This window comes from Parapedobacter luteus, assembly GCF_900168055.1.
GTDB classification, from domain to species: Bacteria; Bacteroidota; Bacteroidia; order Sphingobacteriales; family Sphingobacteriaceae; genus Parapedobacter; species Parapedobacter luteus.
Window position 1 is genome coordinate 108,844 of the sequence record NZ_FUYS01000008.1, and the last position, 23,416, is coordinate 132,259.

A 23,416-nucleotide genomic window follows, 5' to 3' on the forward strand; every position below is an offset into this window, starting at 1 on the left:
GAAAACAAAAATTACTCGTACCTTTGTAAACTATGGAACGGACAGCAGTACTGGAGCAATTTGACGTCATGCGTGTAAGAAAGGACTTTCCCATACTCACCCGTACGGTGAATGGAAAGCCTTTGGTATACCTTGATAATGGCGCTACCACGCAAAAACCCCAGCAGGTGATCGATGCGATTGTAAACTATTATACGCAAATGAACAGCAACGTACACCGGGGTGTACACCACTTAAGCCAGCTGGCCACGGATGCGTTTGAAGTGACACGGCATAAACTGCAACCTTTTATCCATGCCGCCCATGAGCACGAAATCATCCTCACCAAAGGGACAACCGAAAGCATCAACTTAGTGGCGAATTGCTATGGTAAAGCGTTTGTCCATGCCGGGGATGAAATCATCATCTCTGCCATGGAACATCATTCGAATATCGTTCCTTGGCAGATCATGTGTGAGGAGCGTGGTGCGTTGCTCAAGGTAGTGCCCATCAATGATGCGGGAGAATTGGATATGGATGCGTACCGTTCAATGCTGAGCGATCGGACCCGGCTGGTAGCGATGACTTATGTGTCCAATGCGTTGGGGACCATCAATCCGGTTAATGAAATCATTGCGTTGGCCCATGCTGCGGGGGCGCCGGTACTGCTCGACGCTGCCCAGGCTGTACAGCACTTAACCATCGATGTCCAAGCGTTAGATGTGGATTTTTTGGCCTTTTCCGGACATAAAATGTATGGACCTACCGGCGTCGGTGTGCTCTATGGAAAGGAAAAATGGCTGAACGCCATGCCGCCTTATCAAAGTGGCGGTGAAATGATCAAAGAGGTGACGTTTGCCAAGACCACTTATAACGAGTTGCCATTCAAGTTTGAAGCAGGGACGCCGAATATTGAAGCGGGCATCTGCTTAGCACATGCGATTGATTACCTCATGGATATAGGCCTGGATAACATTGCACGGTATGAACATGAACTGTTGGACTATGCGACCCAGCGTTTGCTGCGTATCCCCGGACTGCGCATTATCGGCACCGCTAAGGAAAAATCGAGTGTCGTATCGTTTCTGCTGGAGGGGGCGCACCCGTATGATGTGGGAGTTATCCTCGATAAGCTGGGTATCGCTGTCAGGACAGGGCATCACTGCACGCAGCCGCTAATGGATCGCTACGGTATCCCCGGTACGGTGAGGGCGTCCATAGCCCTATACAACACGCGGGAAGACATCGATGCGTTGGTCGCTGGCGTCGAAAGAGCGGCTTCAATGCTTATTTAGATCGGGATGCCGGGGGCCGAAGACGGAAGCCTGAGCGATGGGGCATTCGAATCACGGACTACCGGCAATTGAACACAAAAAAAATGACCATAAACGAAATACAGGACGAACTTATTGATGACTTTGCGTTCTTTGATGATTGGATGGCCAAATACGAGTACATCATCCAGCTTGGTAAGGAGCTGCCGCTGATTGACCAACAATATAAGAAAGACGAGTACCTCATCAAAGGCTGCCAATCGAAAGTGTGGTTACATGCGGACCACCAGGACGGAAAGGTCTTATTCACAGCGGATAGCGATGCCATCATCACCAAGGGGCTGGTCGCCTTGATGGTCAAAGTATTATCTGGTCACACCGCGGAAGAAATAGCGGGTAGCGACCTTTATTTCATTGACCAGATCGGATTGAAGGAGCATTTGTCGCCCACCCGTGCGAACGGCTTATTGGCAATGGTGAAGCAAATGAAGATGTATGCTGTAGCGCTGCATCGGGCCTCGCTGTCGTAGCACTGGACGCTAGCGCACTACCCTCCTGTGTACTTGCACTCACTCCGCAGTGCTTAAACCACAAATCGGTCATCGTCGTGCATATATTCTACCGTGATGGCATCGCCCACACGGATCATACCCGTGCCTTGGTGAATGAGGTTTTGTCCGAATAGGGTTTTGTTGTTTTTACTGCGGTAGGTAGCGAGTGTTTTCAGCGGTTCTTTGCCTCTTTCTCCAAACTGCTGGTCGATGGTGGTAATCACACACCGGGCACATAACTTTACACCATGGAAGCGGATAGGGCCGATCCGGAAACCGCCCATCCGATCTTCTTCATACGGTTGCCCTCCGGTAAAGACGATGTTCGGCCGGAAGCGATTTATCGGCAGGGGTGTTTCCAGCCGGCTATTGAGGTCGTCCAATGACGCCTGCCCGATCATCAGGAAGGGGTAAGCATCTGCAAAGGACGCGATATGGCCGGGGGGTGCATAACGCGGATCGACGGCTCGGCGCGTGCTTTCTGGCATGTAAACCAGCCTGCACTCGATGCCAAGAACATGGCTAAACCATCGGTGATACATTGGGGGCGCCAACATGGCGGTACAGGTGTCGTCCCATATGGCTACGGTTTCCGCTTGTTCATACACTTGTGTGAAGGGAATATGTAGGGGGCGGACGCCCTGATGGGTAACATGCAGCCCGTCGTCGGTCAAGTGGACCTGTATCAATGCCATCCGTGGCTGTTGGCGTTGGCTGAGAAAACGATGATGCGCATCAATCAGCATCCAGCGGCGGTCGTACAGAAGACCACGCTCCGCTACCATTGCTTCTTGCAGCGAGATACCCCCTAATGATTTAATGGGATAAACATATAGTTCACTGACGCGGAGCATGGCGCATCCTTAATCGAACCACTTTAATACCTCATCTTTTGTAGGCATTGGCATCTCAAGTTTCATTTTCTTGCGCAGACCGCCCAAATCGTTGAATACTTTATTCGGGTTGGCTGCTTTCAACGCTTCTATCGTGTTAAGTCCCATTTTCTGCAATACCGGTATCCACTCCTCAGGTACTCCCTGCGCCTTATAGTCGGCCACGCCGGCTTGTTTCACAACTTTCTCGGGGCGCATTTGCGGAAAAAACAAGACGTCTTGGATACTCTGCTGATTGGTCATCAACATGGCCAATCGGTCGATGCCGATGCCGATGCCTGCCGTCGGGGGCATGCCATATTCCAGCGCCCGAAGGAAATCATGGTCGATAAACATGGCCTCGTCGTCACCCCGTTCCATCAATTTGAGCTGTTCTTCAAAGCGAATCCGCTGGTCAATGGGATCGTTGAGTTCGCTATAGGCATTGGCCAGTTCTTTACCATTGATCATCAGTTCGAAACGCTCGACCAAACCCGGTTTTGAGCGGTGTTTTTTGGTGAGCGGGCTCATCTCAACCGGATAGTCGATGATGAAGGTCGGTTGGATGTAATGATGCTCGCATTTCTCGCCAAAAATTTCATCGATCAGTTTTCCTTTGCCCATACTTTCGTCGGTGGGAATGCCAAGTTGCTTGCAGACATCACGCAAGCCTGCTTCGTCCAAGCCGTCTACCTCGAATCCGGTATGTTCCTTGATAGCGTCGTAGATACTTATCCGCGGATAGGGGGCGGCAAAACTAATTTCGTTATCGCCAACCGTCAGTTTTGTTGTTCCATTGGTCTCAATGGCAACGTGCTCGAATAGCTTTTCGGTGATGTCCATCATCCACCGATAGTCTTTATAAGCGGTATAAAACTCCAGTACGGTAAATTCCGGATTATGTGTGCGGTCCATTCCTTCATTGCGGAAGTTGCGGCTGAACTCATATACCCAATCGTAGCCGCCGACAATAAGCCGTTTGAGGTAAAGTTCATTGGCGATACGGAGGTACAGCGGAATGTCCAACGCATTGTGATGTGTGATGAAGGGGCGTGCAGCCGCACCACCGGGTATGCTCTGCAGGACGGGGGTATCTACTTCCAGTGCACCTCGCTCATTAAGGAAATCCCGGATGGCACTTTTTACCTTGGATACCTTGACGAACGTTTCGCGCACGTGCGGATTGACCACCAGGTCGACATAGCGCTGGCGATAGCGAAATTCAGGGTCTGTGACAGCATCGAACGTCTTGCCGTCGGCAGACTTGACCACAGGCAACGGCTTCAATGATTTCGATAACAGCGTAAGCTGTTGTACATGTATTGAAATTTCACCCGTGTTGGTCGTAAACACAAAACCCCTGATACCGAGGAAGTCGCCGATATCAAGCAATTTCTTAAACACCGTGTTGTAAAGCGTCTTATCTTCCTCCGGGCACAGATCGTCGCGTTTCACATACGCTTGTATCCGCCCGGTGGCATCCTGCAATTCGATAAATGAAGCGTTGCCCATCACACGGCGGCTCATCATGCGGCCGGCAATGCTGATATTTTTATAATTTAACTTGTCGCGTTCGTAGTTTTCCAAAATATCTTCGGCTGTTGCATTGACGTCAAAAGCCTCGGCAGGGTAGGGATTTATGCCTAATGCCGTCAATTTCGCTAACGCATCCCTGCGTTGAAGTTCCTGTTCAGATAGTGTGGTACTCATTCAATGAAAATTGAGCGGCAAACTTACCTAAATTACGGCTGATATGCAATGTGTGTTTGGAAGTTCGGTCGTCGGCTATTAGGTGTAGCATTTCTGTGCTGAGATTCGTTGTGTTACAAAACAAAGGTGATAAGCTTATGGAGCACGGTTCAGGGCTGGCTACGTACTGCCGATAGGTTGAATGTATAGATTCGTTGGCGCTCGTTTTTGATTTGAATATGAAAGCCGGTTTGTCTAAGTTTGCATGTCAAATAAACGAGCTGATTAATAGTAGCATAGCCGCAGCGTGAGTTTTAACATCCGATACTTGAAGGGGAAGCGTGTGTTGTCATTGGAGAACGCAGTGCGGGGGTGTGTCCAAAACGGTGATGAGCGAAGCAAGGAATGGATATACAAGAGCTGTTATGGTTATGTCCGAGCCATTACGATGCGTTATGTTAAGAACGAATTTGACGCGGAAGAGCTGACGAACGAAAGTTTTATCCGGGCATTCAATAAAATAGCGACGTTCAGTAGCGTAGAGTCGGGCGAGCGATTTGAACGTTCATTCCGCGCCTGGTTGGCCCGTATAGCTGTAAACATCTCCATTGACTTTTTACGCGCCCAAAAGCAGTTGCTGGCATTAGATGACGTTGGCGAAGGGGAAATTGAGCAGCAACAGGTGGAGGTGTCGGGAAATTTGCATGTAGAGGATATCATGAAATTATTGTTGCAATTGCCGGAGATTCAGCGTACGATTTTTAACCTGTATGAGGTAGAAGGCTATTCGCATGAGGAGGTTTCCGTTATGCTGGATATTCCTGAAAGTACATCCCGCACTTACCTTACCCGGGCGAAGAAAAAGCTGAGGCAACTTTACTTGGCATCAATAAATATCACAGCAGGATTTTAACGGTATGCTGAAATGAACGAACGTAAAGAAAATAAGGAACTGATTCAACGGATGGCAGAGGCCCTGCGCAACCATGTTGAGCCGTACCGGGAAGGGGCGTGGGAGCGTTTTTCAGCCATGGATGGCGGGCGGAGGCCGCGGGCGCTGCGATGGCCTTACTGGGGTGCTGCGGCGGTATTGCTGTTGGCCGTGGGGCTGTTTTGGTTCAGTCGCCAACCAGGCGATGTGCCGGATATCGTCCAGTACAGCGTTGAATCGCCAGTGTCAGCCCCTTCGGCATCGGATACGCAACGGGCGGTCGAATCGCCCGTAGGCGAATCGGGACAATCGGTGCAGCTCGCGCAACAAGCGCCGGATGGTACGCGCGGGCAGCATGGCCAACGTACACCCGCCGCTGAGCAGCCTTTATTGTCGATGGTTGTAAGTCAAACCAATGCGGCAACGGACAGTGCTGGCGGGCAACATTTCGTGGTTACGGTGGGGGCAGACGACAGCAGTGCGACGACTGAAAATGCGCCTCGTTTGGCGGCTACGGCCGAAGGCAATGCGTCCAAGCAAGAACAATCCGTTGGCCGGTTTCTTGAGCAGGGCGTCTCCCGCCATGCGGCAACGGACCATGCTGCACCGGCGATGGCCGCTGCCAAAACACGTCATGATGCCAGAAAGTGGAATCTGGGATTAGTGGTATCGCCGTCGATGACCAGTGAAAAGGTAAATATGGGAGGCGGTATTGCCGTAGCATACCGGCTGTCGGATAAGTTTTCCATCGGCTCCGGTGTATCGATCGGCCAACTTGGTGTCGGCGAGAACCCGGATTACCAGCCAGGTTCGTCGTACGATCGATCGCCGCCAGTGTATGCGTCTCCATCGCCCGTTGGAGGATACTCAGGTTTTACGACCAACGCCGAACAGTATAAACAGGATATTTCGGTGACCAGTAGTGTCGTAACACTGGACATTCCCATAGACTTGCGGTACGAAGTGGCGCGCGGATTCTATACCTCGGTGGGCGTATCGTATGTGGCAGTTTTAAATGAGCAGCGTACCAATCATTTTGTCGGCCAGCTCAATGAACGTACTTTTGGAGAAACGAATTCCGCGCATAGGGATCTGACGGCTTCCACTGAACTCGTATCGATGTCCGAACGGTCAACTGATCGGCCCCTTGAAGGAAAGGGATATGCGGGGTTTATGAATTTTTCCATTGGCCGTAAAATGCCGATCTCCCGTAAAATTTCACTCGCTGTGGAACCTTACTTCAAGCTTCCCATCGGCCGGCTTTCGAAGGAGGAAATGGATTTCACCAATGGTGGTATCCGCATCGTTACCGGGTTTTGATCTGACGTCTCCCCGGAGTAATAATTATTTAATAGCCAACGTTTTGATTAGTTGGTAAAATCTACTACATTTGATGCGTTCGTTTTGCTTGGCAGCTATTTGAACTGGCGAAATGAATATTCACATCTACCTTTTTGTGTTTTTGACCGCCGAAAGGCATGCTTCTTGTGGGCTAGCCGTGTTTTGGGTATAAGGTTGGTGCCTTTATATACGATGGAGGCAATGGTTTTACAAACGTCTAATGATGGAACAAAGTCTCGTACGCTTTTACTTGATACCCGCTTTAATGGTTATCCATGGTTTCTTTGGCCATGCCTTTGGAGGCATTGTATTTCAGTCCGAAAAAGACTCTGCCATCATCAACGACTGGTATCACGACGCTTTTCGTTCGTTGAACAGCAACCTCAGAAAATCAGATGATCTCATCAACAAGGCGTGGAAAATGTCTATCGATATCGCCTATGATCAGGGGATTGCCGATGGTTATTATTATACGGGCTGCGTGTATGAACAAAAAGGAGCGTTGAATGTAGCCCGGCGATATTTCGAAAAGGCGGTGACGTTGTATTCGCAGGGAGGCTTTTTGGATAACCTTCCAGATTGTTATAAGCGGTTGGGCAAAATTTATATAACGGAGGGCCGGTACTATACCGCTTTACAACATTTCACGAGTGGGCTGCGTGTTGCCGAGGAGCAAAACAATGACGTTGGCCAGATTGAGCTGGGCATTCAGCTTGCTGACTATCACAATACCATTTCAAAAGATTACAAAGAGGCAGCCGCCATACTGCAAGCTGCTGCCCGCCAAGCGAAAATGGCCAACTACCCCCAGGCCTTGGGCACTATATATTTGCAATATGGCATGAATTATGCCAGTCAGTGCGATTATGAGCAAGCGTTGCATTACACCCAGCTGGCAAAAAAGGAGTTCGGTAGCGTATCAAACACGGAGAACTTATTGAAGGCATTGCTTGTCGAAGGAGACATTCACGGCAAGCTGCATGACGAGAAACGGTTGACGGCGACCCTTGAAGCAGCTGAGCCGCTGCTTAAGCCGGTTGACGACCAGCAATTGCAGATCGCTTACGAACTACTGCATGCCACGAGGTTGTTTCTGCTTGGGTCGTACAACGCGGCGCTGGACGTCTGTAAGCCACTGTATGCCCAGTTGGACGGCGATGTGCAACAGCGCGCGTGGCGCGAGGTCCGTTCATTGTATTTTAAGGTGTTGTATGCGCTGGGTGATGTGCGGCAAGCCGATAGCTTATTCAATGATTATGAATACATCAAGGACAGCGTTTATACTGCACAATATGTCGGCCAGGGCATGGAGATGCGCGAAAATTACAAGCTGGAGGAATTTGAGCGCCAGATCCGGGAGCAGCAATTGGAGCTATCCAACACCAACTACCAACGCTATGGCTTTATCATCGGCATTCTCGTATTATTGACGGTATTGGTGATTCTTTACTTCCTCTTTCGGGAAAAAGACAAACTTGCCCACCGTGTTGCCATAAAAAACGCTGAAATTTCTGTTCAGAACGAAATATTGAAACAAGCCAACAGGCAAAACGAACTGTTATTGCGTGAGATACATCACCGTGTAAAAAATAACCTTCAAATCATTAATAGCCTGCTTAATCTCCAATCCAGGAAAACAACGAACGAGGAGGTCCTTGCCATGATGCAGGAAAGCAGCAGCAGAATAAATTCCATCGCGCTCATTCACAATAAACTGTATCAACAGCAAAGCCTCAACCGGTTAAACATCCAAGACTATATCGAGCAATTGGGGGCCCACTTGCTAAGCATTTATAATGTCGGCAAAAAGCGGGTACGCTTTGAAGTAGAAGCCAATAACGTTTCACTTGATATTGACACGGCGATTCCGATAGGGTTGATATTGACTGAACTGATGACCAATTCGTTGAAGTATGCCTTTGTTGATCGCGACGAAGGAGAAATCTCCGTTCACGTGAAGCATGAAGGGGAGAAAGATTACGAATTGATTTTTAAGGACAACGGCGTAGGGATTCCCGAGACGAAACTTGCGCAACCCAATGAGACACTGGGATTCCGCTTGATTCACTCCCTGACCAGGCAGTTAGCCGGAATTATCCAATATACCTTTGGCGAGTTTTCGATGTATAATATCCGCTTCAAGGGTTAGGCCTATTCATCCAATAATTATATTTATCATTGCTATTTTACATTACGTTAATCTTTGGTTGCTATTTTTGAAACATTTTAACAACCAATCGTCAAAGTTGCTTATTCAATGAAACGCAGAGATTTTTTTAGAAACGCGGCTTTTACAGCCGCTGGAGCCGCTGTATTGTCCCCCTTTGAGTCCATTGCGGGTGGACGCCATTCCGCAGTTGCCCATTCCGCAGACAAACGGGCCAAGAATATTATTTTTATGGTCAGCGATGGGATGAGCATAGGCACGCTAAGTATGGCCAACATGCTCAGTGAGCGGCGGGATGGCAAGTTGAGCACCTGGATGTCGTTGTACCATGCCGGTACGGTGCAGCGTGGACTCATGGACACCGCATCGGCCAACAGCTTGGTTACCGATTCATCTGCGGCAAGCTCAGCATGGGGTGGGGGCGTCCGTGTAAACAACGGCGTACTCAATGTTGCGCCAGATGGCAGCAAGCCAACCCCCATCCTGCAGAAATTTAAGGCTGCAGGCAAAGCCGTCGGATGCGTCACTACAGTGCCGATTACACATGCGACGCCAGCCGGGTTTTGTGTCAACAACGATAGCCGGTCTGCTCAGGCGGAAATAGCGCTGACATACCATGACTTACGATTTGATGTCATGATGGGCGGAGGTACGGAGTTTTTCAGTGCCGATAAACGGGATGACAAGGTGGATGTCTTTGGCAAATTTGCCACCAGCGGTTTTCAGGTTGCCAAGACAAGGGATGAGCTATTGGCGATTGATGCGGGTGGTAAGGATGCACCGATTTTGGGGGTTTTCCACCAGGATGGACTGCCCTATGCGTTGGACAGGGAACACGACGAGACGCTGAAAAAAGAGACCCCGTCGCTGGCTGAAATGGTTGGGACAGCGATTCGCCACTTGAAAAAGAATCGGAATGGTTTTGTGTTGCAGGTAGAAGGTGGAAAGGTAGATTGGGCAGCGCATGCCAATGACGTCGGTGCATTGTTGTACGACCAATTGGCATTTGAAGAGGCTTTAGCCACAGCCATTGCTTTTGCCGAGGCCGACGGAGACACGCTGGTCATTGTGACCACTGATCACGGCAATGCTAACCCCGGATTGTTCGGGGGGACAAAAAACTTCGAGCGAATCATTGATTTCAAGCATACCAACGACTGGGTATTGCAGGGCATAGACCGTGATTTCACGGCAAGGCAAGTGATTGAGCGAATCGAACATGCACAGGGAATTGTCATTAAAGCCGACGAAGCCATTCGGCTGCTTTCCCATTATGTAACCGACCGGAATGAGGATGGGTTGTACAATCCTTATAAGTTGCCGTTTGCCGAATTTGCCGAGATCCAGCAGCGTTATACGGCGGTAAGTTGGGCCAGTACCGGCCACTCGGGCGACCACGTTGAGATTGCGGCGTACGGCGCGGGGCAAGGGTTGTTAAAACCATTTGTGCGCAATACCGACATGCATTATCTGATGTTGGAAGTCACTGGGGTATCAAAAGGCTAAGTACAAGATGTGGTACCGTTGCCGGGCATTTTTGCCTGGCAACGGCCGCTATATTATCTCGTCAATCCTTATCCAGTCCATCCCTGCGGCGATGGCCCCCTGTACACCCGGGTTGCCATCTTCAAAGACCAGGCAGTCCTGCGGAGCGACCTGAAGCTGCGCTGCCGCCTTGAGAAAGGGGTCGGCATAGGGTTTGCCTCTATCGGTGTCATCAGCGCAAACGAGTGTTTCGATAGTATCGATAAGTCCGATCACCGTGAGTGTGCGCGTTACCGTTTTCCGGCTTCCGCCGGAAACCACGCCGATGCGAACTTTGCCGACATGGTTTTGCAGGTGATGCACCACGAAATCGATCGGCAAGGTGTCTGCTATATAGCGTTCCAGGAAGATGGTCGACTTTGCGGTAGCGAATTCATGGGGTGGCACATGGGTATGATACCGTTTATTGATTTCCTCGGCGATCAGTACCGTTGGCCATCCGGCGAGTTCGTCGATGATTGCCGTGTCGAGCGTTATCCCGTATTGCGCCGCGGCTTCACGGTATGCCGCCTTGTGTGCATGCATGTTGTCGGCGAGGGTGCCGTCACAATCGTATAGGAATGCTTTATAATCTCTTTTGCGACTGAGCTGAGTCAGCGTCGCCAGTTTTTTCTGTATTAAAGCATCGTCCGTCATTTGCTGGATTTCCTCCTTCTTTTTTCTTTGGTTATAAGTGCAAGCTCGCGCCCGGTTTGCCCCGCCACTGATGTGTTTTCCTGCGCCCGCCGGAATAGGTAAGGCATTACGGCCTTCACTGGGCCGTAAGGCATGTATTTGGCCACGTTATACCCTACTTCGGCGAGGTTGAAGCTTAAGTTGTCGCTCATTCCCAGCAATTGTGCAAAATGAATGTGCGGATGATTGTGAGCCAACTGCCGCCTGTCCATTTCCTGCGCCAACAGTCTGCTACTGTCCTCATTGTGCGTGCCGGCCATGAAACCAACCCGATCGATGTGATCGAGGCAGAACAGCAAAGCGAGGTTATAGTCCCGATCGGTGGACGCTTTGTCTGGCTGGATAGGCGATAGGTAACCTTGCTCAGCGGCCCTTTCCCGCTCAATTTCCATGTAAGCGCCCCGCACCAGCTTAGCGCCGAGGAAAAAGCCATCAGTTTCTGCCAGGTAGCAATCAGCTTGAAGAGACGCCAGCTTGTCATGCCGATAAAGCTGATAAGTATTGTACACGACCGGCGCGTTCCGGTTGTAGCGTTGCATCATTTCGCGTGCAAGGTCGTCAATAGCGTCCTGTATCCACGAATGCTCTGCGTCAATGAGCACCTTTACACCCTCGTCGAAACAAGCCTGGCAAATACGTTCGATACGTTGCTTTACCCGTTCGTATTCGGCCGTCTCCTCCGGGGTGAGCGGTTGTTTGGCATCTACCTTTTCAAACAGCTCAAAACGGCCGAGCCCCGTGGGCTTAAACACCGAGAAGGCTATATTAGGGTTGGTTTTAGCATAAGCGACCGTACGCAGGATTTCATCACAGGTCTCGTCAAAAACCTGTTCGGTGTCTTCGCCTTCCACAGAGTAGTCGAGGATAGTGCCTACACGCTGGCTGGCCAGGCGTTCGATGGCCGGGATACACCCCGTAATGGTTTCCCCACCACAAAAATGGTTGAAAATGGTACTGCGGATAAGGCCGGTCACGGGCAACCCCGCGCGCAGCGCAAAGTTGGTGATGGGCGGGCCAACGTTGGTTAGGAAATTGCTGGCGATGATCTTAAATAGCCAATAAGCCTTGTTTAGATCGGCATTGCTTTTACTTTTGAAAGCGATTTCCGTATTTTCAAACGAAAGAGCGCTTTGCTGCTGAGTTTGCTGAGACATTAATTGATACAAGTGTGCGGCGAAATTAGCGATAATTGGTATTTTTCACAAGTTTTTTTGAGCTGGCGGCTTTCGACGTTCAGTCATGGGCCGATGGTATATCGGGGACCTTTCGGTGTGTTGCCAAGTTGCTCTTTTACGGGTTGTTACAACGGTATTGAAACAGTTCATTAGATTGCTTATGCACATTCCGAAGCCATTTTGGTAACTAGCCGGGACGCAGGCAACGCGCAGCATGGCCCAGCTTGCGACCGGCTGGCTAAAATACAAGCTGAAATGCACCCCGGTATATTTGCAAATAAACGCAATTTTGTCTTAGTTTGCATGATGGTTACCTTTAAGATCACCGGCGAATATATCCAGCTTATCCAATTGTTGAAAGTACTCAATTGGGTTGAACATGGTGGAGAAGCTCAGGCCGTGGTCATGACAGGTATGGTCAAATACAATGGAAAGACGGACTTTCGCAAACGGCTGAAAGTACGGCCTGGCGATACGGTGGAATTTAGGGGTAAACAAGTATGCATAGTTTGACGACATGAAGAAACCGTTGATAGTCATACTGCTCGCGCTGTTAGGCGCATGCGACGGAACTAAAAAGGACGCCAATAGGCCTTATGTCCTTGCGGTGACCGTGGAGGCTTACGAGAAAAAGAAGTCAGCTGCCTTAATTGAGAAAAAGGAGACCGATACGGTGGAAGCGGCAAATGCATTGGCTGCTTATGGCAAAGGGATCCAGAAATACGCGGCTGTACTTATGCACATCCAACAATTCCCTGATTCAATAAAAGGTACGAAAGGATTAGCAATATTCGATGAGCAGGGCAATGATGTCGTTCCTACGATTCCGCAGCACCAGCGCGATAGCGTCATCATGAACTTTATCCAGTTTGCGAGACGCTCCACGATACCCTATTACGATCGGGTGAAAGATTTTGAACTTAAGCTGATGTCAGCAAGATAGCACACACCGATGAGTCAATATATAACAAGCATAGGCTACAACGTTTTTTTTGATAATACCCTTGCTGCCTTACAGCAGTTTGTCCAGGGCAGTACGTATTCGAAGGTGCTCATACTCGTAGATCGGCATACCAGCGAGCATTGCCTTCCGTTGCTGCAAGCGGCGATGCCAGGCTTTGATGGTTATGATATCATCGAAATTGATCCGGGCGAGGAGAACAAGAATATTGATTTCTGCATAGGCATTTGGAAGATGATGCTTGACTTCGGTGCTGACCGCCAGAGTTTGCTCATCAACTTGGGGGGCGGAGTCGTGACTGACATGGGCGGGTTCGCAGCATCCACCTTCAAGCGAGGAATAGACTTTGTGCAAGTGCCGACGACGCTTTTGTCGCAGGTGGACGCGTCCGTGGGGGGTAAGACAGGCATTGACATGGACAATGTAAAGAACATCATTGGCACGTTTGCCCAGCCCAAAGCGGTATTTATCGCGGACCGGTTTTTAGCGACCCTGGACAAGCGGCAGCTTGTATCGGGCTTTGCGGAAGTTATCAAACATGGCTTGATTGCCGATAAGGCATTTTACGAGACGGTGAAGGGTATGGATGCTGCCGATCTATCCTTGGAGCACATCCGGCACTCGGTGGCTATTAAAAATGAGGTGGTCACGCAGGATCCTACTGAAAAAGGACTGCGCAAAATTTTGAACTTCGGCCACACAATAGGGCATGCCATCGAAGGGTATTCATTAGCCCATGATGCCAACCCGCTGCTTCATGGCGAAGCAATCGCCGTAGGTATGATTTGCGAGGGGTATCTGGCACATCGTGCCAATGGGCTGGCTAAAGACGCTTTGGACGACCTGATTTATACATTCCGTACTCATTTTCCGGACTACACCTATCATGCTGGAATATACGACTCATTGATAGCGCTGATGAAAAATGACAAGAAAAATAGTGGCGATCGAATCGGGTTTGCCCTGATTAGTGATATCGGGCGTTGCAGCATTGACCAGTTTGTCGGTGAGGAGCTGATTCGGGAAAGTCTTGATTTTTATCGGGAGTTGGTTGGTTAGCCGAGCGCCATGGGGAGTCAGCGGTCGGCTTGCTTGTCCGTCTAAATAATTTATAGGTAACCAGTTAAACTAAATTTGACATGATTCAACGTTCTAAAAAAATGCTACGGTTGTCAGTTTTAATGCTGTTGACCATGGCCAATGTGATGTGTAGTGATGCGCAGCCTCGCGTATTGGTGTTTTCAAAGACAACGGGATTTCGGCATGATAATATAGAAAAAGGCGCAGAAACGATCAAACAACTGGGAGCAACGCACGGCTTTACCGTAGATCATACCGAAGATGCATCGTTATTTACCGATGAGAACCTGAAGCAATACAGGGCCGTTGTTTTCCTGAGCACCACGGGTACGATACTGGATGACCAGCAGAAAGCGGCATTCATGCGCTACATCCAGGCGGGAAATGGTTTTGTGGGTATCCACGCTGCCAGCGATACGGAGTATGAATGGCCTTGGTACGGGAAACTTGTCGGGGGGTATTTTTTAAGCCACCCGCAGGTGCAGCACGCTGATATCCATGTTGTGGATAAATCCCATCCCGCCACCAAGCACCTGCCCGACGTGTGGAATCGAAAGGATGAGTGGTATGATTTCAAAGACCTCAACGATGAGGTGACGCTTTTAATGCGGCTTGATGAAACCTCATACCAAGGGGGCAAAATGGGTGACTATCATCCCATGTCTTGGTATCATGAATACGACGGTGGGCGAGCCTTTTACACCGCGCTGGGCCACACCAAGGAGTCTTTTGACGAGCCGGCGTTCCAACAGCACATCGTTGGTGCGATACACTACGCGATGGGTAATTGATGGACTGAACGCGCCAAGGATGCTTATCCAGCCCGGAGATGTCTATCCCGTTCGGAGAAAGGCGATAATCTGCTGGGCCGTGCGTTCGGAAGCCCCCGGTCCTCCCATTTCCTTGTGGAGGGCGGCATAATCTTCCAGTACTTGTGCCCGATGTTTTTTGTTGTTCAATAGGCGGTTAAGCTCTTCGGAAATGTTTTCTACGGTACACTCCTTTTGGATGAGCTCGCGGACAGCTGGTTTGTCCAAAATGAGGTTGACCAAGCTGATGTGTTTAACTTGGATAAGCCACCGGCCGATGGCGACAGATAAGGGGTGGGCTTTGTATACGACCACTTGGGGTACGTCAAACAATGCCGTTTCCAAGGTAGCCGTACCACTGGCCACGACAGCTACTTCGGCATGTTTGAGTAAGTCATATGTTGCATCAAAAACTATGGGAAGGTTGGCTTCCCCCATATGCTGCCGGTAATATTCGGGGGTGAAATTGGGTGCTCCGGCTACCACGCAGTGATGAGCGGGAAAGCGGAAAGATAATTGGCTCATAATGGGAAGCAGCTTGCTGATCTCCATGTGCCGGCTACCTGGAAGCAGTGCGATAATGGGTCTGCCTGTAAGGCCATGTGCATCGCGGAAGCGTTCGTTATAGGAGTAATCGGCAATGGCATCCAACAACGGATTGCCAACATAATCGACATCCATGTGCCACTTTCGATAGAAATCAACTTCAAAGGGGAGGATACAAAATAGCTTATCCACCACGCGTTTGATTTTCAATACCCTCCGTTGGTTCCAAGCCCAGACTTTGGGCGAAATATAATAGCATACCTTGATCCCGTTTTTTTTGGCGAAAGACGCGATTTTAAGGTTAAAGCCGGGAAAGTCGATCAAGATAAGGCAGTTTGGCTGATAAGCCAAGAGGTCTGCTTTCACACGACGTAGGTTGGCGGAGATGGCGCGGATATTAGCCAACACTTCCACAAATCCCATAAAAGCCATTTCAGAGGTGTGAATAACGGCTTTTTCGCCGGAGGCTCCTTGCATGCGGTCACCGCCGACCACGCGGAATTGTGCTTCCGTATCCTGTTTTTTTAGTGCCAGAATTAGGTTAGCGCCATGTAGATCGCCCGATGTTTCGCCTGCAATGATATAGTATTTCATGACGTAAAAATAAGGTTTTCCAATAACGTTTAACGCCGGATTCTGATACCCGTCTTAAATCCCTAGTTCGATCTGAAAAGTTGCCGCCCAGTTATTCCCATCATGGCTTGTCCGATAAGTGCCGTCTTCGACGTTATAGCTTGCATTGAATTGCAGCTTTAGGCGGTGTGCACGGAAATATTTAGTCAGGCCCAATTCGATAACCTCGGTCTGCGCCTCGTAGGCGCGGATATCCCGATGGGGTTTGATCCACGTGTAGCGGCCGGCAATTTCGTAGCCCAGTTTTCTGTCTAGGAGATAAGACAGCTGCTGGTTTACGCCCTGTCCCTTAAAGGCATAGGTAACTTCCCCGTCCTCGTCGGTAGTAAATGGATTGTCGACGCCTCGTTTCATGTATTCGACCTGGTAGGCCCATCCGCGGTATTTGAAGATGGCGTCATAAAACGTAGTTTTGAGCGTCAGGGGCGTCATGACATATGTGCCCGTCTGGCCTCCGGTACGCGTTGTCCGGTCGTTATAGCTGTACCCGCCGCCGAAGGAAAGTTTGGGCGTTTCCTCGTATTCAAGGTCGCCTTCATAATAATCGCCCTCATTCGTGAATTCGCCCAGTGGGAGGAACTCCGCCCGGCCGGTGTACGCAAGGCCGTTGTCCGTGGTGGTGGACACGCGGCCTTCCCCGGTGCTAATGGCTCCTTTAAGATGAATGGGGATTGCTCCGATTTTAGGCGAGTAATACGCTTTGATGCCGAAATCGCGGTCGATGTTGAACGTTGCGTTGACGAGCGACCGTTCGGCAAATTGCAGTTCTCCGGAGGAGTTTACCCGCTGGCGGTTTCCCGGAAGCTTGTTTTGCCCAAAAGCGACATAAAAGTTATCCGTGAAGCTGTAGAAAACAACCGCATCCCGCACAATATTTACCACATCTGTGTCGTCGTAATCTTGATCGCCGCGTGTAAATCCAAGCTGAATGCTGTAAGACAGCCTGGGATTATAGATGTAGCCATCCATGCGCAGCCTAAGCCGTCTGATGCGGGCTTCAAAGTCTTCGGCTCCTAAATCATCCCCCCCGATGGTCGTATATTTCAACCGGTTTTGCATCCTGAACCTGAAGTTGATGTAGAAGGTCGAGTCATCGCCGGTATATTGAATGCCTTTGAAGTCTTCGATGGTCGGGCGTTCGTCACGCTGGCGCTGGGCAAAGGATGAGCTGCAAAATCCGATACTCAACGCGAGGATGAAAAGAGTAAGGAGCCGATAGTTCATGTAATGTGTGGGTTAAATTTCGGTTACGAATATCTAACGGTAACGTTATCGCATTGTTTGTTTAATGTTAAGTGATTATTAACTTTCCTCTACATTACACAACGTCCGGCTCCTGCTGGCTGAGGCAATGCCAACTGCCAAGGCCCCAAATAATATCTGTACTGTCGATGCCTACTACACGGCGTTCAGGGAAGCATGCTGAGAGGATATCCAAGGCTTTTTGATCGTTGGAATCATCCCGATAAGTGGGCACTATCACTGCGGCATTGGCAATATAAAAGTTGGCATAAGAGGCCGGTAGCCGCTGGCCATCGTAAATAACGGGTTTCGGCATGGGCAATTCGATGATTTTGAGCGGCTTGCCATCCGGTAGGCGCATTTTTTTGAGCAACTGAAGGTTGTCCTGCAAGATGGAGTAGTTTTCATCTGATCGATTTTCCTCGATCACGGTTACGACGGTGTCGGCATTGACAAAACGGGTAATGTCGTCAATGTGGCCATCGGTATCATCGCCCACGATACCGTCGCCGAGCCAAAGTACCTGTGATGCGCCATAATAGGCATATAGATAGGCCTCAATTTGCTGCTGATTCAACTGTGGGTTACGGTTTTTATTCAGTAAACAAGCCATACTGGTCAAGATGGTCCCTGCGCCGTTAAAATCCACCGACCCGCCTTCCATGACAATACCGGGATGGTAGACCGGAATGCCGAGCGCCTCGCCTACAAGCGTCGGAATAACATCGTCCTGCTCATACGGCGGATATTTATTCCCCCATGCATTGTACCCCCAGTCCACGATGACCTTTGGGACGGCAGCTTCCGGGTTAATTAGGAATGCAGGCCCGTGGTCGCGGCACCAAGCGTCATCCGTCGGATGGTGATAAAAAGTGACGGCAGAGAGATCCACGTTCGCATTGATCAGGTGTTCGCTTGCGAATGCCTCCATGGCCGCATCTTTAACATTGATGCATACGTGTTCACCAGCGGATATTTCCCTGATGAATTGCGAATAAGGCGCAAAAACAGCGTCCAGTTTGCCGGGCCAGCTTGCTTCTTTATGGGGCCAGCTCAACCAAGTGGCCCGGTGCGGGTGCCATTCCGCGGGGAATTGATAGCCGGATGCTTTTGGCGTTTGGGAGTCTGGAGTTGGAAGTCCCGACCCTGAAGCGGTGTATTGCGATTTAGTTGTCATTGATCAACGTGTTTTTACTTCCTTCCATGGTTCTTTTTGGCAGCTCCCCACTGCTATTCATCAATAAACCGTTTAGTAATGGGCTGGTAACTATCTATCCGCCTGTCGCGCAGGAAAGGCCAATGTTTACGGAAATAATCGGACTGCGTCAGGTCGACCTCAGTAACTTCAGTTTCCTCGGCATCATGCGAGGCGAGGTAAAGCAATCGGCCCTGTGCGTTGGTAATAAAACTACCTCCCCAGAATTTCATTGCGCCATCCTGTTCAAACCCTACGCGGTTGACGCTGACCACCGGCAATCCATTGGCCACCGAGTGGCTCCGTTGGATGGTTTGCCAGGCATTATATTGATCTTGGTTGGTCTCCTCGTCTTGGTCGGCGGCCCAGCCGATGGCGGTAGGAAAGAAGAGGATTTCGGCGCCCATCAAAGCTGTGATGCGCGCGGCCTCGGGGTACCACTGGTCCCAGCAGATCAATACGCCGATGGTTGCATATTTTGTCTTGAAGACCTTATAGCCCAAATCGCCAGGTGTGAAATAAAATTTTTCATAGTACCCCGGATCGTCAGGGATATGCATTTTCCGGTATTTTCCCAAATACGCACCGTCGGCATCGATTACCGCCGTGGTGTTGTGATATAAGCCTTCTGTGCGTTTTTCGAACAAGGAAGCAATTATGACCACACCTAATTCCGCAGCGACGGCTTGCAAAGCTTCGGTTGACGGCCCTGGAATGGGCTCGGCCAGTTCGAAGTTGTCGTAATCTTCCACATCGCAGAAGTAAAGCGATGTAAACAGCTCCTGCAAACAGATAATTTGCGCGCCCTTAGACGCGGCTACACGGATTTGATCCACCGCTTTGGCAAGATTGGCGGCCTTATCTGCCACACAGCTCATCTGCACGGTCCCTATCTTTACTTTAGTCATGATGATGTCGTAATTATTGAACTGCAAAAATACGAAAACTATGCCAATAACCCCTGTTGCCGAGGCGGATAAAAACACTTATAAACTGACGAATAGGTTTTACGAAAATTTCGTAAATTAGCGCTGTGAGAACACCTATAATGGTATTGCTGGCAGCGGCCATCGGTTGGCTTGCGCCCGTCTATGCACAACAGCGGCTTGTGGGTAAGGTGGTGCGCGCTGAAAATGACGAACCGATCGCAGGTGCAAGCGTATTTATCAACAATACGACGTATGGCACCAGTTCGGCAAACAATGGAGACTTTGAATTGCCGGCGATTGCAACGGGCACGTACGAGATAATCGTTTCGGCAGTGGGCTATCATACCTATGCGATGCCAATCGATCTTTCCGGACGGCAGCCGGCATTCCTGCATATCAAGCTGGAAGCGAAGCAGACGATGCTAGAGGAAGTGGAAGTAGTAGCTTTTGAAGCGAATGGGTGGAAGCAATGGGGGCGGCTCTTCCTTGAAGTGTTTATTGGCACTTCACCCAATGCCGATAAGACGCTGCTCCTGAATCCGGAGGTGTTGCGTTTTCGGCACTACCGGGATGAAGGGTATCTCGAAGCGATAGCCACGGCGCCGCTGGTTATTAAAAACCGTTCGTTGGGATACACCGTCGAATATGTGCTTGAAAATTTCCGCGTAGATTTTCGCAACCGTATTAACCAATATGCAGGGTATCCCCATTTTATAGAAATGGCCGGAGGGGCGCGTAGCCGGCGGGTTTACGCGAAGCGGCGGAAGGCAACTTATCAGACATCTTTGATGCATTTTATGCGTAGCTTATACCAAGGTTCCCTAAGTGAGGATGGATTCGAGGTGCGTCGTATGCAGCGCAAACCGAATGAAGAAAAGCGGAGAGTAAGAACGTTGCAGCGGACCATTTATAAATCGGTCTGGGATACGACACGCCGGATGCATATCTCGGTATTGGCTGACCCCGTGGTGTATACCGAAGACTCGCTGGCCTATTTCCGTGAAATCATGGCGCAGGATGACGAATTGGTTACTGTTTTTCCGCAGTTGTTAACCGTAGACAGCTTACTTGTGGACAGTTTGGACGGCCGGAAAAAAATGGTCTTTGAAGATTACCTGCATGTGCAGAACACGCGGCTTAAGGAAGAGCCCGGCTATCTGCGCCATTTCAATGAAGTGCGTAAGCCGGGCCCTCAAACATCTATGCTGCTGCTCTATGACAACCCTTACATTTGGATTGAGCGCAATGGCAGCTATTTTCCGCCGCAGAGCCTTTATACCGGATGGTATTGGGCTTGGTGCGATAAAATAGCCGATCTGCTGCCGCTCGATTACAATCCACCCACAGTTGATTAGTAAACTATCAATATCGCAATTGATACGCTGCCACCTCATTTTTTAGAAAGGTGGGAACGATGACGAGGTCTTTCCCCCGCACGAAGCCGATGTCAGCCGTGTTGGATTTTTCAGCTTGTGTGTCCAGAATCACGGAGGTTTCGCTTCCACGGATGAAAAAGATCTCTCCATGCCACCTGCTGGCGACAAACGTGCTATCGTTAAGAATGATCAACCCATCTCCACCCGTTACTTCCGTATTAATTACTTCCTGGGTATAGTTGCCATCATCGCTGAATTTTTTCAACCCTTCGCCATCGAGGGCATACAAGTGGCCGTCGTGGTATTCTAGTCCATTTACATTTTTATTCGTGGTTGAGATGGTCGTATAGCTCCCGTCGGCCGTCATGCTATAAATTTTGCCTGTACGGCTATCTGAAAAATAAAGCCGCTCGCCATCGGTGGCGAGGTCGTTCAGGAAAACAGCACTGTCTACCGCAACGGTCTTTTCAATGGTTGCCGAGGACACGTCGATGATTTTTACCGCATCAATGTCTGTGACGTAGAGTTTGCCATCAAGCAACGCCATGCCTTTGGGGGCGTGCAAGTCGCCTTCCACCCATTTAATGTCGCGGATGGTACCGTCGGTATTGAGCACGGAAATAAACCCATCATTGTCTTTCTCTCCGGCATTGGTGTTGCCGTTTGAAACGTAGATAATATCAGCAGACGGGTCGTACAAGGCGGATTCCGAGCCCGTAAACACGGTGTCGGTTTTCCAAGAAAGTGTCAGTTCCGGGGCAGCTGGCGCTTCCGTTGAGTCGCTGTTTTGGACGCCGGTGCATCCCAGTAAAGCCGATGTCGCGGCGGCAAGAAGAATTGAATGTTTCATTATATTTAGGAATTTAATTAATAATGCCTATCTATCCCTCATGGGCACCTGCCTATCGCCCGCCACCGGGGCACTCGCAGCTGTTCACGCCTAAAGCTGTTTCCGAAGCCGGGCTACCGGTATTCCCATCGCTTCCCGGTATTTGGCCACCGTCCGGCGGGCGATGGTGTATCCTTTCTCTTTCAGAATCTCCGTTAATTTTTCGTCGGCCAGCGGCTTGCGTTTATTCTCATTGGAGATGCATTCTTCCAGAATTTTCTTGACTTCTTTATTGGATACCTCTTCTCCCGTATCCGTCTGTATGGCTTCCGAAAAGAACGATTTCAGCAGGAAGGTGCCGAATTCGGTTTGTACATACTTGGAATTGGCCACCCGCGAAACGGTCGAAATATCCATGTCAATACGGTCGGCGATATCCTTGAGGATCATGGGTTTCAACTTCCGCTCATCAGCCGTAAGGAAATACTCGTACTGATAATTCATAATGGCATTCATGGTTTTGAGCAGTGTTTGCTGTCGCTGCTTGATGGCATCGATAAACCATTTTGCTGAATCGAGCTTTTGTTTGACAAACTGCACGGCCTCCTTCATCTTTTTATCCTTTTGTGCCGCTTTGTCATAATGGTCAAACATTTCCTGGTAGGAGCGGCTCACGCGGAGTTCGGGTGCATTGCGCGCATTGAGGGTCAAATGGAGTACACCGTCGTTGTTGGTGATATGGAAATCCGGGATAATGTGCAGTTGCTTACCGGCGACGGCACCTGAATCACCAGGCTTGGGGTTAAGTTTGAGAATTTCATTGACGATTTCCTTCAATTCCTCTGAGCTGATGTTGAGCGCACGCTCCAACTTGTCGTAGTGTTTTTTGGTAAATTCGTCCAAGTAATTCTCTACGATAGCCATTGCTTTTTTGATTACCGGATTTTCCTGATCCTTCTTGCGCAGTTGTATGAGGAGACACTCCTGGAGGTTGCGGGCGCCGATACCTGCTGGGTCAAATTCCTGGATGACCTTTAGCATTTCTTCCACCTCTTGCTCTTCGGCGATTACGTTTTGCGAAAACGCCAGATCATCAATGAGTGATGAGATAGGGCGTCGGAGGTATCCATCATCGTCTAAGCTGCCGATGATTTGCTGTCCGATAAGGAAATCCTTATCGGATAAGGCCAGCAAATCGAGCTGTTGCTGCAGATTTTCAAAGAATGAATTTTGTATAGCAATGGGGATTTCCTTGCGGTCTTCTTCATCATCGCCGTTGTGTTGACCAGAACCGTAGTCGTAATCGTTGATATCGTCCGTTTGCAAATAGTCGTCTACATTGAATTCGTCAAGTTCTGCAGACTGATCGTCATCACCAAAGCTATCCTCGTCGGGATCTTTGTCCGGATATTCCTCTACCGGATCATTCATATTAGCCAGGCTGATGTCTTCCAAAGCCGGGTTTTCTTCCAGTTCTTCCTTGATACGAGCATCCAACGACACCGTCGGCACCTGCAGCAGTTTGATAAACTGGATTTGCTGAGGGGATAATTTTTGTAATAGCTTTTGTTGTAAGGTCTGTTTCAGCATAACTAATTCACTTCACAAACATACGCA

At 49.7% G+C, this 23,416-nt stretch carries 21 protein-coding genes; 11 read left to right on the forward strand and 10 right to left on the reverse strand.

All coding sequences use genetic code 11. From position 1 onward, the window contains the following. The first annotated feature begins 32 nt into the window (after positions 1 to 32). Both B5X72_RS15210 and B5X72_RS15215 read left to right on the forward strand, forming a co-directional pair. Positions 33 to 1,274: a cysteine desulfurase gene (locus B5X72_RS15210; protein ID WP_176146232.1), complete on the forward strand. Its 1,242-nt coding sequence runs from the start codon at positions 33 to 35 to the stop codon at positions 1,272 to 1,274. An 83-nt stretch (positions 1,275 to 1,357) separates the two neighbouring features. Further along, positions 1,358 to 1,783: a SufE family protein gene (locus B5X72_RS15215; protein WP_079717769.1), complete on the forward strand. Its 426-nt coding sequence runs from the start codon at positions 1,358 to 1,360 to the stop codon at positions 1,781 to 1,783. A gap of 53 nt (positions 1,784 to 1,836) precedes the next feature. On the opposite strand, the gene B5X72_RS15220 is transcribed toward B5X72_RS15215, so the two are convergent. Together B5X72_RS15220 and lysS are read right to left on the reverse strand one after the other, a co-directional pair. Then, complete coding sequence (locus tag B5X72_RS15220) at positions 1,837 to 2,658, reverse strand: MOSC domain-containing protein (RefSeq protein ID WP_079717770.1); 822 nt, start codon at positions 2,656 to 2,658, stop codon at positions 1,837 to 1,839. A 9-nt stretch (positions 2,659 to 2,667) separates the two neighbouring features. Next, positions 2,668 to 4,386, reverse strand: a complete 1,719-nt coding sequence (lysS, locus tag B5X72_RS15225; RefSeq protein WP_079717771.1) for a lysine--tRNA ligase — start codon at positions 4,384 to 4,386, stop codon at positions 2,668 to 2,670. Positions 4,387 to 4,693: 307 nt separating this feature from the next. Between lysS and B5X72_RS15230 the strand changes: the two genes are divergently transcribed. The 4 genes from B5X72_RS15230 (at position 4,694) to B5X72_RS15245 (ending at position 10,310) form a co-directional block, all read left to right on the forward strand. Beyond that, positions 4,694 to 5,278, forward strand: coding sequence for an RNA polymerase sigma factor (locus tag B5X72_RS15230; protein WP_245826951.1), 585 nt, complete (start codon positions 4,694 to 4,696; stop codon positions 5,276 to 5,278). A 12-nt stretch (positions 5,279 to 5,290) separates the two neighbouring features. Next, a complete protein-coding gene (locus B5X72_RS15235) occupies positions 5,291 to 6,616 on the forward strand; it encodes a hypothetical protein (RefSeq protein WP_079717773.1) in 1,326 nt (441 codons plus the stop codon). 241 nt (positions 6,617 to 6,857) lie between these two features. Beyond that, on the forward strand, positions 6,858 to 8,786 hold the full coding sequence (locus B5X72_RS15240) for a sensor histidine kinase (RefSeq protein ID WP_079717774.1): 1,929 nt from the start codon (positions 6,858 to 6,860) through the stop codon (positions 8,784 to 8,786). Positions 8,787 to 8,894: 108 nt separating this feature from the next. Continuing rightward, positions 8,895 to 10,310 carry an alkaline phosphatase gene (locus B5X72_RS15245; protein WP_079717775.1) on the forward strand — a complete coding sequence of 472 codons (1,416 nt, stop codon included), beginning with the start codon at positions 8,895 to 8,897 and terminating at the stop codon, positions 10,308 to 10,310. Between the two features lie 48 nt (positions 10,311 to 10,358). Here B5X72_RS15245 and B5X72_RS15250 read toward each other — a convergent pair whose 3' ends face one another. Both B5X72_RS15250 and B5X72_RS15255 read right to left on the reverse strand, forming a co-directional pair. Beyond that, positions 10,359 to 10,985 (reverse strand): HAD family hydrolase, encoded by a 627-nt coding sequence (locus tag B5X72_RS15250; RefSeq protein ID WP_079717776.1) that lies wholly within the window; start codon positions 10,983 to 10,985, stop codon positions 10,359 to 10,361. Then, positions 10,982 to 12,178, reverse strand: coding sequence for a proline dehydrogenase family protein (locus B5X72_RS15255; RefSeq protein ID WP_079717777.1), 1,197 nt, complete (start codon positions 12,176 to 12,178; stop codon positions 10,982 to 10,984). The genes B5X72_RS15250 and B5X72_RS15255 overlap by 4 nt, the downstream gene beginning before the upstream one ends. A gap of 324 nt (positions 12,179 to 12,502) precedes the next feature. Here B5X72_RS15255 and B5X72_RS15260 point away from each other — a divergent pair, with 324 nt between their 5' ends. The 4 genes from B5X72_RS15260 (at position 12,503) to B5X72_RS15275 (ending at position 15,031) form a co-directional block, all read left to right on the forward strand. After that, complete coding sequence (locus B5X72_RS15260) at positions 12,503 to 12,712, forward strand: RNA-binding S4 domain-containing protein (RefSeq protein WP_394332956.1); 210 nt, start codon at positions 12,503 to 12,505, stop codon at positions 12,710 to 12,712. A gap of 4 nt (positions 12,713 to 12,716) precedes the next feature. Next, the gene (locus tag B5X72_RS15265) at positions 12,717 to 13,142 is read left to right on the forward strand and encodes a hypothetical protein (protein ID WP_079717778.1); all 426 of its coding nucleotides are present in this window, start codon (positions 12,717 to 12,719) and stop codon (positions 13,140 to 13,142) included. A 9-nt stretch (positions 13,143 to 13,151) separates the two neighbouring features. Then, complete coding sequence (gene aroB, locus B5X72_RS15270; protein ID WP_079717779.1) at positions 13,152 to 14,219, forward strand: 3-dehydroquinate synthase; 1,068 nt, start codon at positions 13,152 to 13,154, stop codon at positions 14,217 to 14,219. 101 nt (positions 14,220 to 14,320) lie between these two features. Next, on the forward strand, positions 14,321 to 15,031 hold the full coding sequence (locus tag B5X72_RS15275; RefSeq protein WP_079717847.1) for a ThuA domain-containing protein: 711 nt from the start codon (positions 14,321 to 14,323) through the stop codon (positions 15,029 to 15,031). A gap of 42 nt (positions 15,032 to 15,073) precedes the next feature. Here B5X72_RS15275 and lpxB read toward each other — a convergent pair whose 3' ends face one another. The 4 genes from lpxB to B5X72_RS15295 form a co-directional block, all read right to left on the reverse strand. Further along, positions 15,074 to 16,189 (reverse strand): lipid-A-disaccharide synthase, encoded by a 1,116-nt coding sequence (gene lpxB, locus B5X72_RS15280; RefSeq protein ID WP_079717780.1) that lies wholly within the window; start codon positions 16,187 to 16,189, stop codon positions 15,074 to 15,076. 54 nt (positions 16,190 to 16,243) lie between these two features. Further along, positions 16,244 to 17,452 (reverse strand): porin, encoded by a 1,209-nt coding sequence (locus tag B5X72_RS15285; protein WP_079717781.1) that lies wholly within the window; start codon positions 17,450 to 17,452, stop codon positions 16,244 to 16,246. A 94-nt stretch (positions 17,453 to 17,546) separates the two neighbouring features. Beyond that, on the reverse strand, positions 17,547 to 18,647 hold the full coding sequence (locus B5X72_RS15290; protein WP_079717782.1) for an agmatine deiminase family protein: 1,101 nt from the start codon (positions 18,645 to 18,647) through the stop codon (positions 17,547 to 17,549). A 53-nt stretch (positions 18,648 to 18,700) separates the two neighbouring features. Then, entirely contained in the window at positions 18,701 to 19,573 is an 873-nt protein-coding gene (locus B5X72_RS15295) for a carbon-nitrogen hydrolase (protein ID WP_079717848.1), read from the reverse strand. A 125-nt stretch (positions 19,574 to 19,698) separates the two neighbouring features. Between B5X72_RS15295 and B5X72_RS15300 the strand changes: the two genes are divergently transcribed. Further along, entirely contained in the window at positions 19,699 to 20,949 is a 1,251-nt protein-coding gene (locus B5X72_RS15300) for a carboxypeptidase-like regulatory domain-containing protein (protein WP_139378721.1), read from the forward strand. A gap of 7 nt (positions 20,950 to 20,956) precedes the next feature. On the opposite strand, the gene B5X72_RS15305 is transcribed toward B5X72_RS15300, so the two are convergent. Further along, the gene (locus B5X72_RS15305) at positions 20,957 to 21,820 is read right to left on the reverse strand and encodes a YncE family protein (RefSeq protein WP_217698153.1); all 864 of its coding nucleotides are present in this window, start codon (positions 21,818 to 21,820) and stop codon (positions 20,957 to 20,959) included. A 90-nt stretch (positions 21,821 to 21,910) separates the two neighbouring features. Then, positions 21,911 to 23,389: an RNA polymerase factor sigma-54 gene (rpoN, locus tag B5X72_RS15310; protein ID WP_079717784.1), complete on the reverse strand. Its 1,479-nt coding sequence runs from the start codon at positions 23,387 to 23,389 to the stop codon at positions 21,911 to 21,913. Between the last annotated feature and the right edge of the window lie 27 nt (positions 23,390 to 23,416).

Excerpts from the sequence above, each read along its gene's own strand:
- B5X72_RS15260 (WP_394332956.1), top strand. The coding sequence starts at position 12,503 with ATGATGGTTACCTTTAAGATCACCGGCGAATATATCCAGCTTATCCAA.
- B5X72_RS15295 (WP_079717848.1), bottom strand. The coding sequence starts at position 19,573 with ATGACTAAAGTAAAGATAGGGACCGTGCAGATGAGCTGTGTGGCAGAT.
- B5X72_RS15255 (WP_079717777.1), bottom strand. The coding sequence starts at position 12,178 with ATGTCTCAGCAAACTCAGCAGCAAAGCGCTCTTTCGTTTGAAAATACG.
- B5X72_RS15265 (WP_079717778.1), top strand. The coding sequence starts at position 12,717 with ATGAAGAAACCGTTGATAGTCATACTGCTCGCGCTGTTAGGCGCATGC.
- B5X72_RS15235 (WP_079717773.1), top strand. The coding sequence starts at position 5,291 with ATGAACGAACGTAAAGAAAATAAGGAACTGATTCAACGGATGGCAGAG.
- B5X72_RS15220 (WP_079717770.1), bottom strand. The coding sequence starts at position 2,658 with ATGCTCCGCGTCAGTGAACTATATGTTTATCCCATTAAATCATTAGGG.
- B5X72_RS15285 (WP_079717781.1), bottom strand. The coding sequence starts at position 17,452 with ATGAACTATCGGCTCCTTACTCTTTTCATCCTCGCGTTGAGTATCGGA.
- B5X72_RS15245 (WP_079717775.1), top strand. The coding sequence starts at position 8,895 with ATGAAACGCAGAGATTTTTTTAGAAACGCGGCTTTTACAGCCGCTGGA.
- rpoN (WP_079717784.1), bottom strand. The coding sequence starts at position 23,389 with ATGCTGAAACAGACCTTACAACAAAAGCTATTACAAAAATTATCCCCT.
- B5X72_RS15215 (WP_079717769.1), top strand. The coding sequence starts at position 1,358 with ATGACCATAAACGAAATACAGGACGAACTTATTGATGACTTTGCGTTC.
- B5X72_RS15210 (WP_176146232.1), top strand. The coding sequence starts at position 33 with ATGGAACGGACAGCAGTACTGGAGCAATTTGACGTCATGCGTGTAAGA.
- lpxB (WP_079717780.1), bottom strand. The coding sequence starts at position 16,189 with ATGAAATACTATATCATTGCAGGCGAAACATCGGGCGATCTACATGGC.
- B5X72_RS15240 (WP_079717774.1), top strand. The coding sequence starts at position 6,858 with ATGATGGAACAAAGTCTCGTACGCTTTTACTTGATACCCGCTTTAATG.
- lysS (WP_079717771.1), bottom strand. The coding sequence starts at position 4,386 with ATGAGTACCACACTATCTGAACAGGAACTTCAACGCAGGGATGCGTTA.
- aroB (WP_079717779.1), top strand. The coding sequence starts at position 13,152 with ATGAGTCAATATATAACAAGCATAGGCTACAACGTTTTTTTTGATAAT.
- B5X72_RS15250 (WP_079717776.1), bottom strand. The coding sequence starts at position 10,985 with ATGACGGACGATGCTTTAATACAGAAAAAACTGGCGACGCTGACTCAG.
- B5X72_RS15305 (WP_217698153.1), bottom strand. The coding sequence starts at position 21,820 with ATGAAACATTCAATTCTTCTTGCCGCCGCGACATCGGCTTTACTGGGA.
- B5X72_RS15275 (WP_079717847.1), top strand. The coding sequence starts at position 14,321 with ATGCTACGGTTGTCAGTTTTAATGCTGTTGACCATGGCCAATGTGATG.
- B5X72_RS15290 (WP_079717782.1), bottom strand. The coding sequence starts at position 18,647 with ATGACAACTAAATCGCAATACACCGCTTCAGGGTCGGGACTTCCAACT.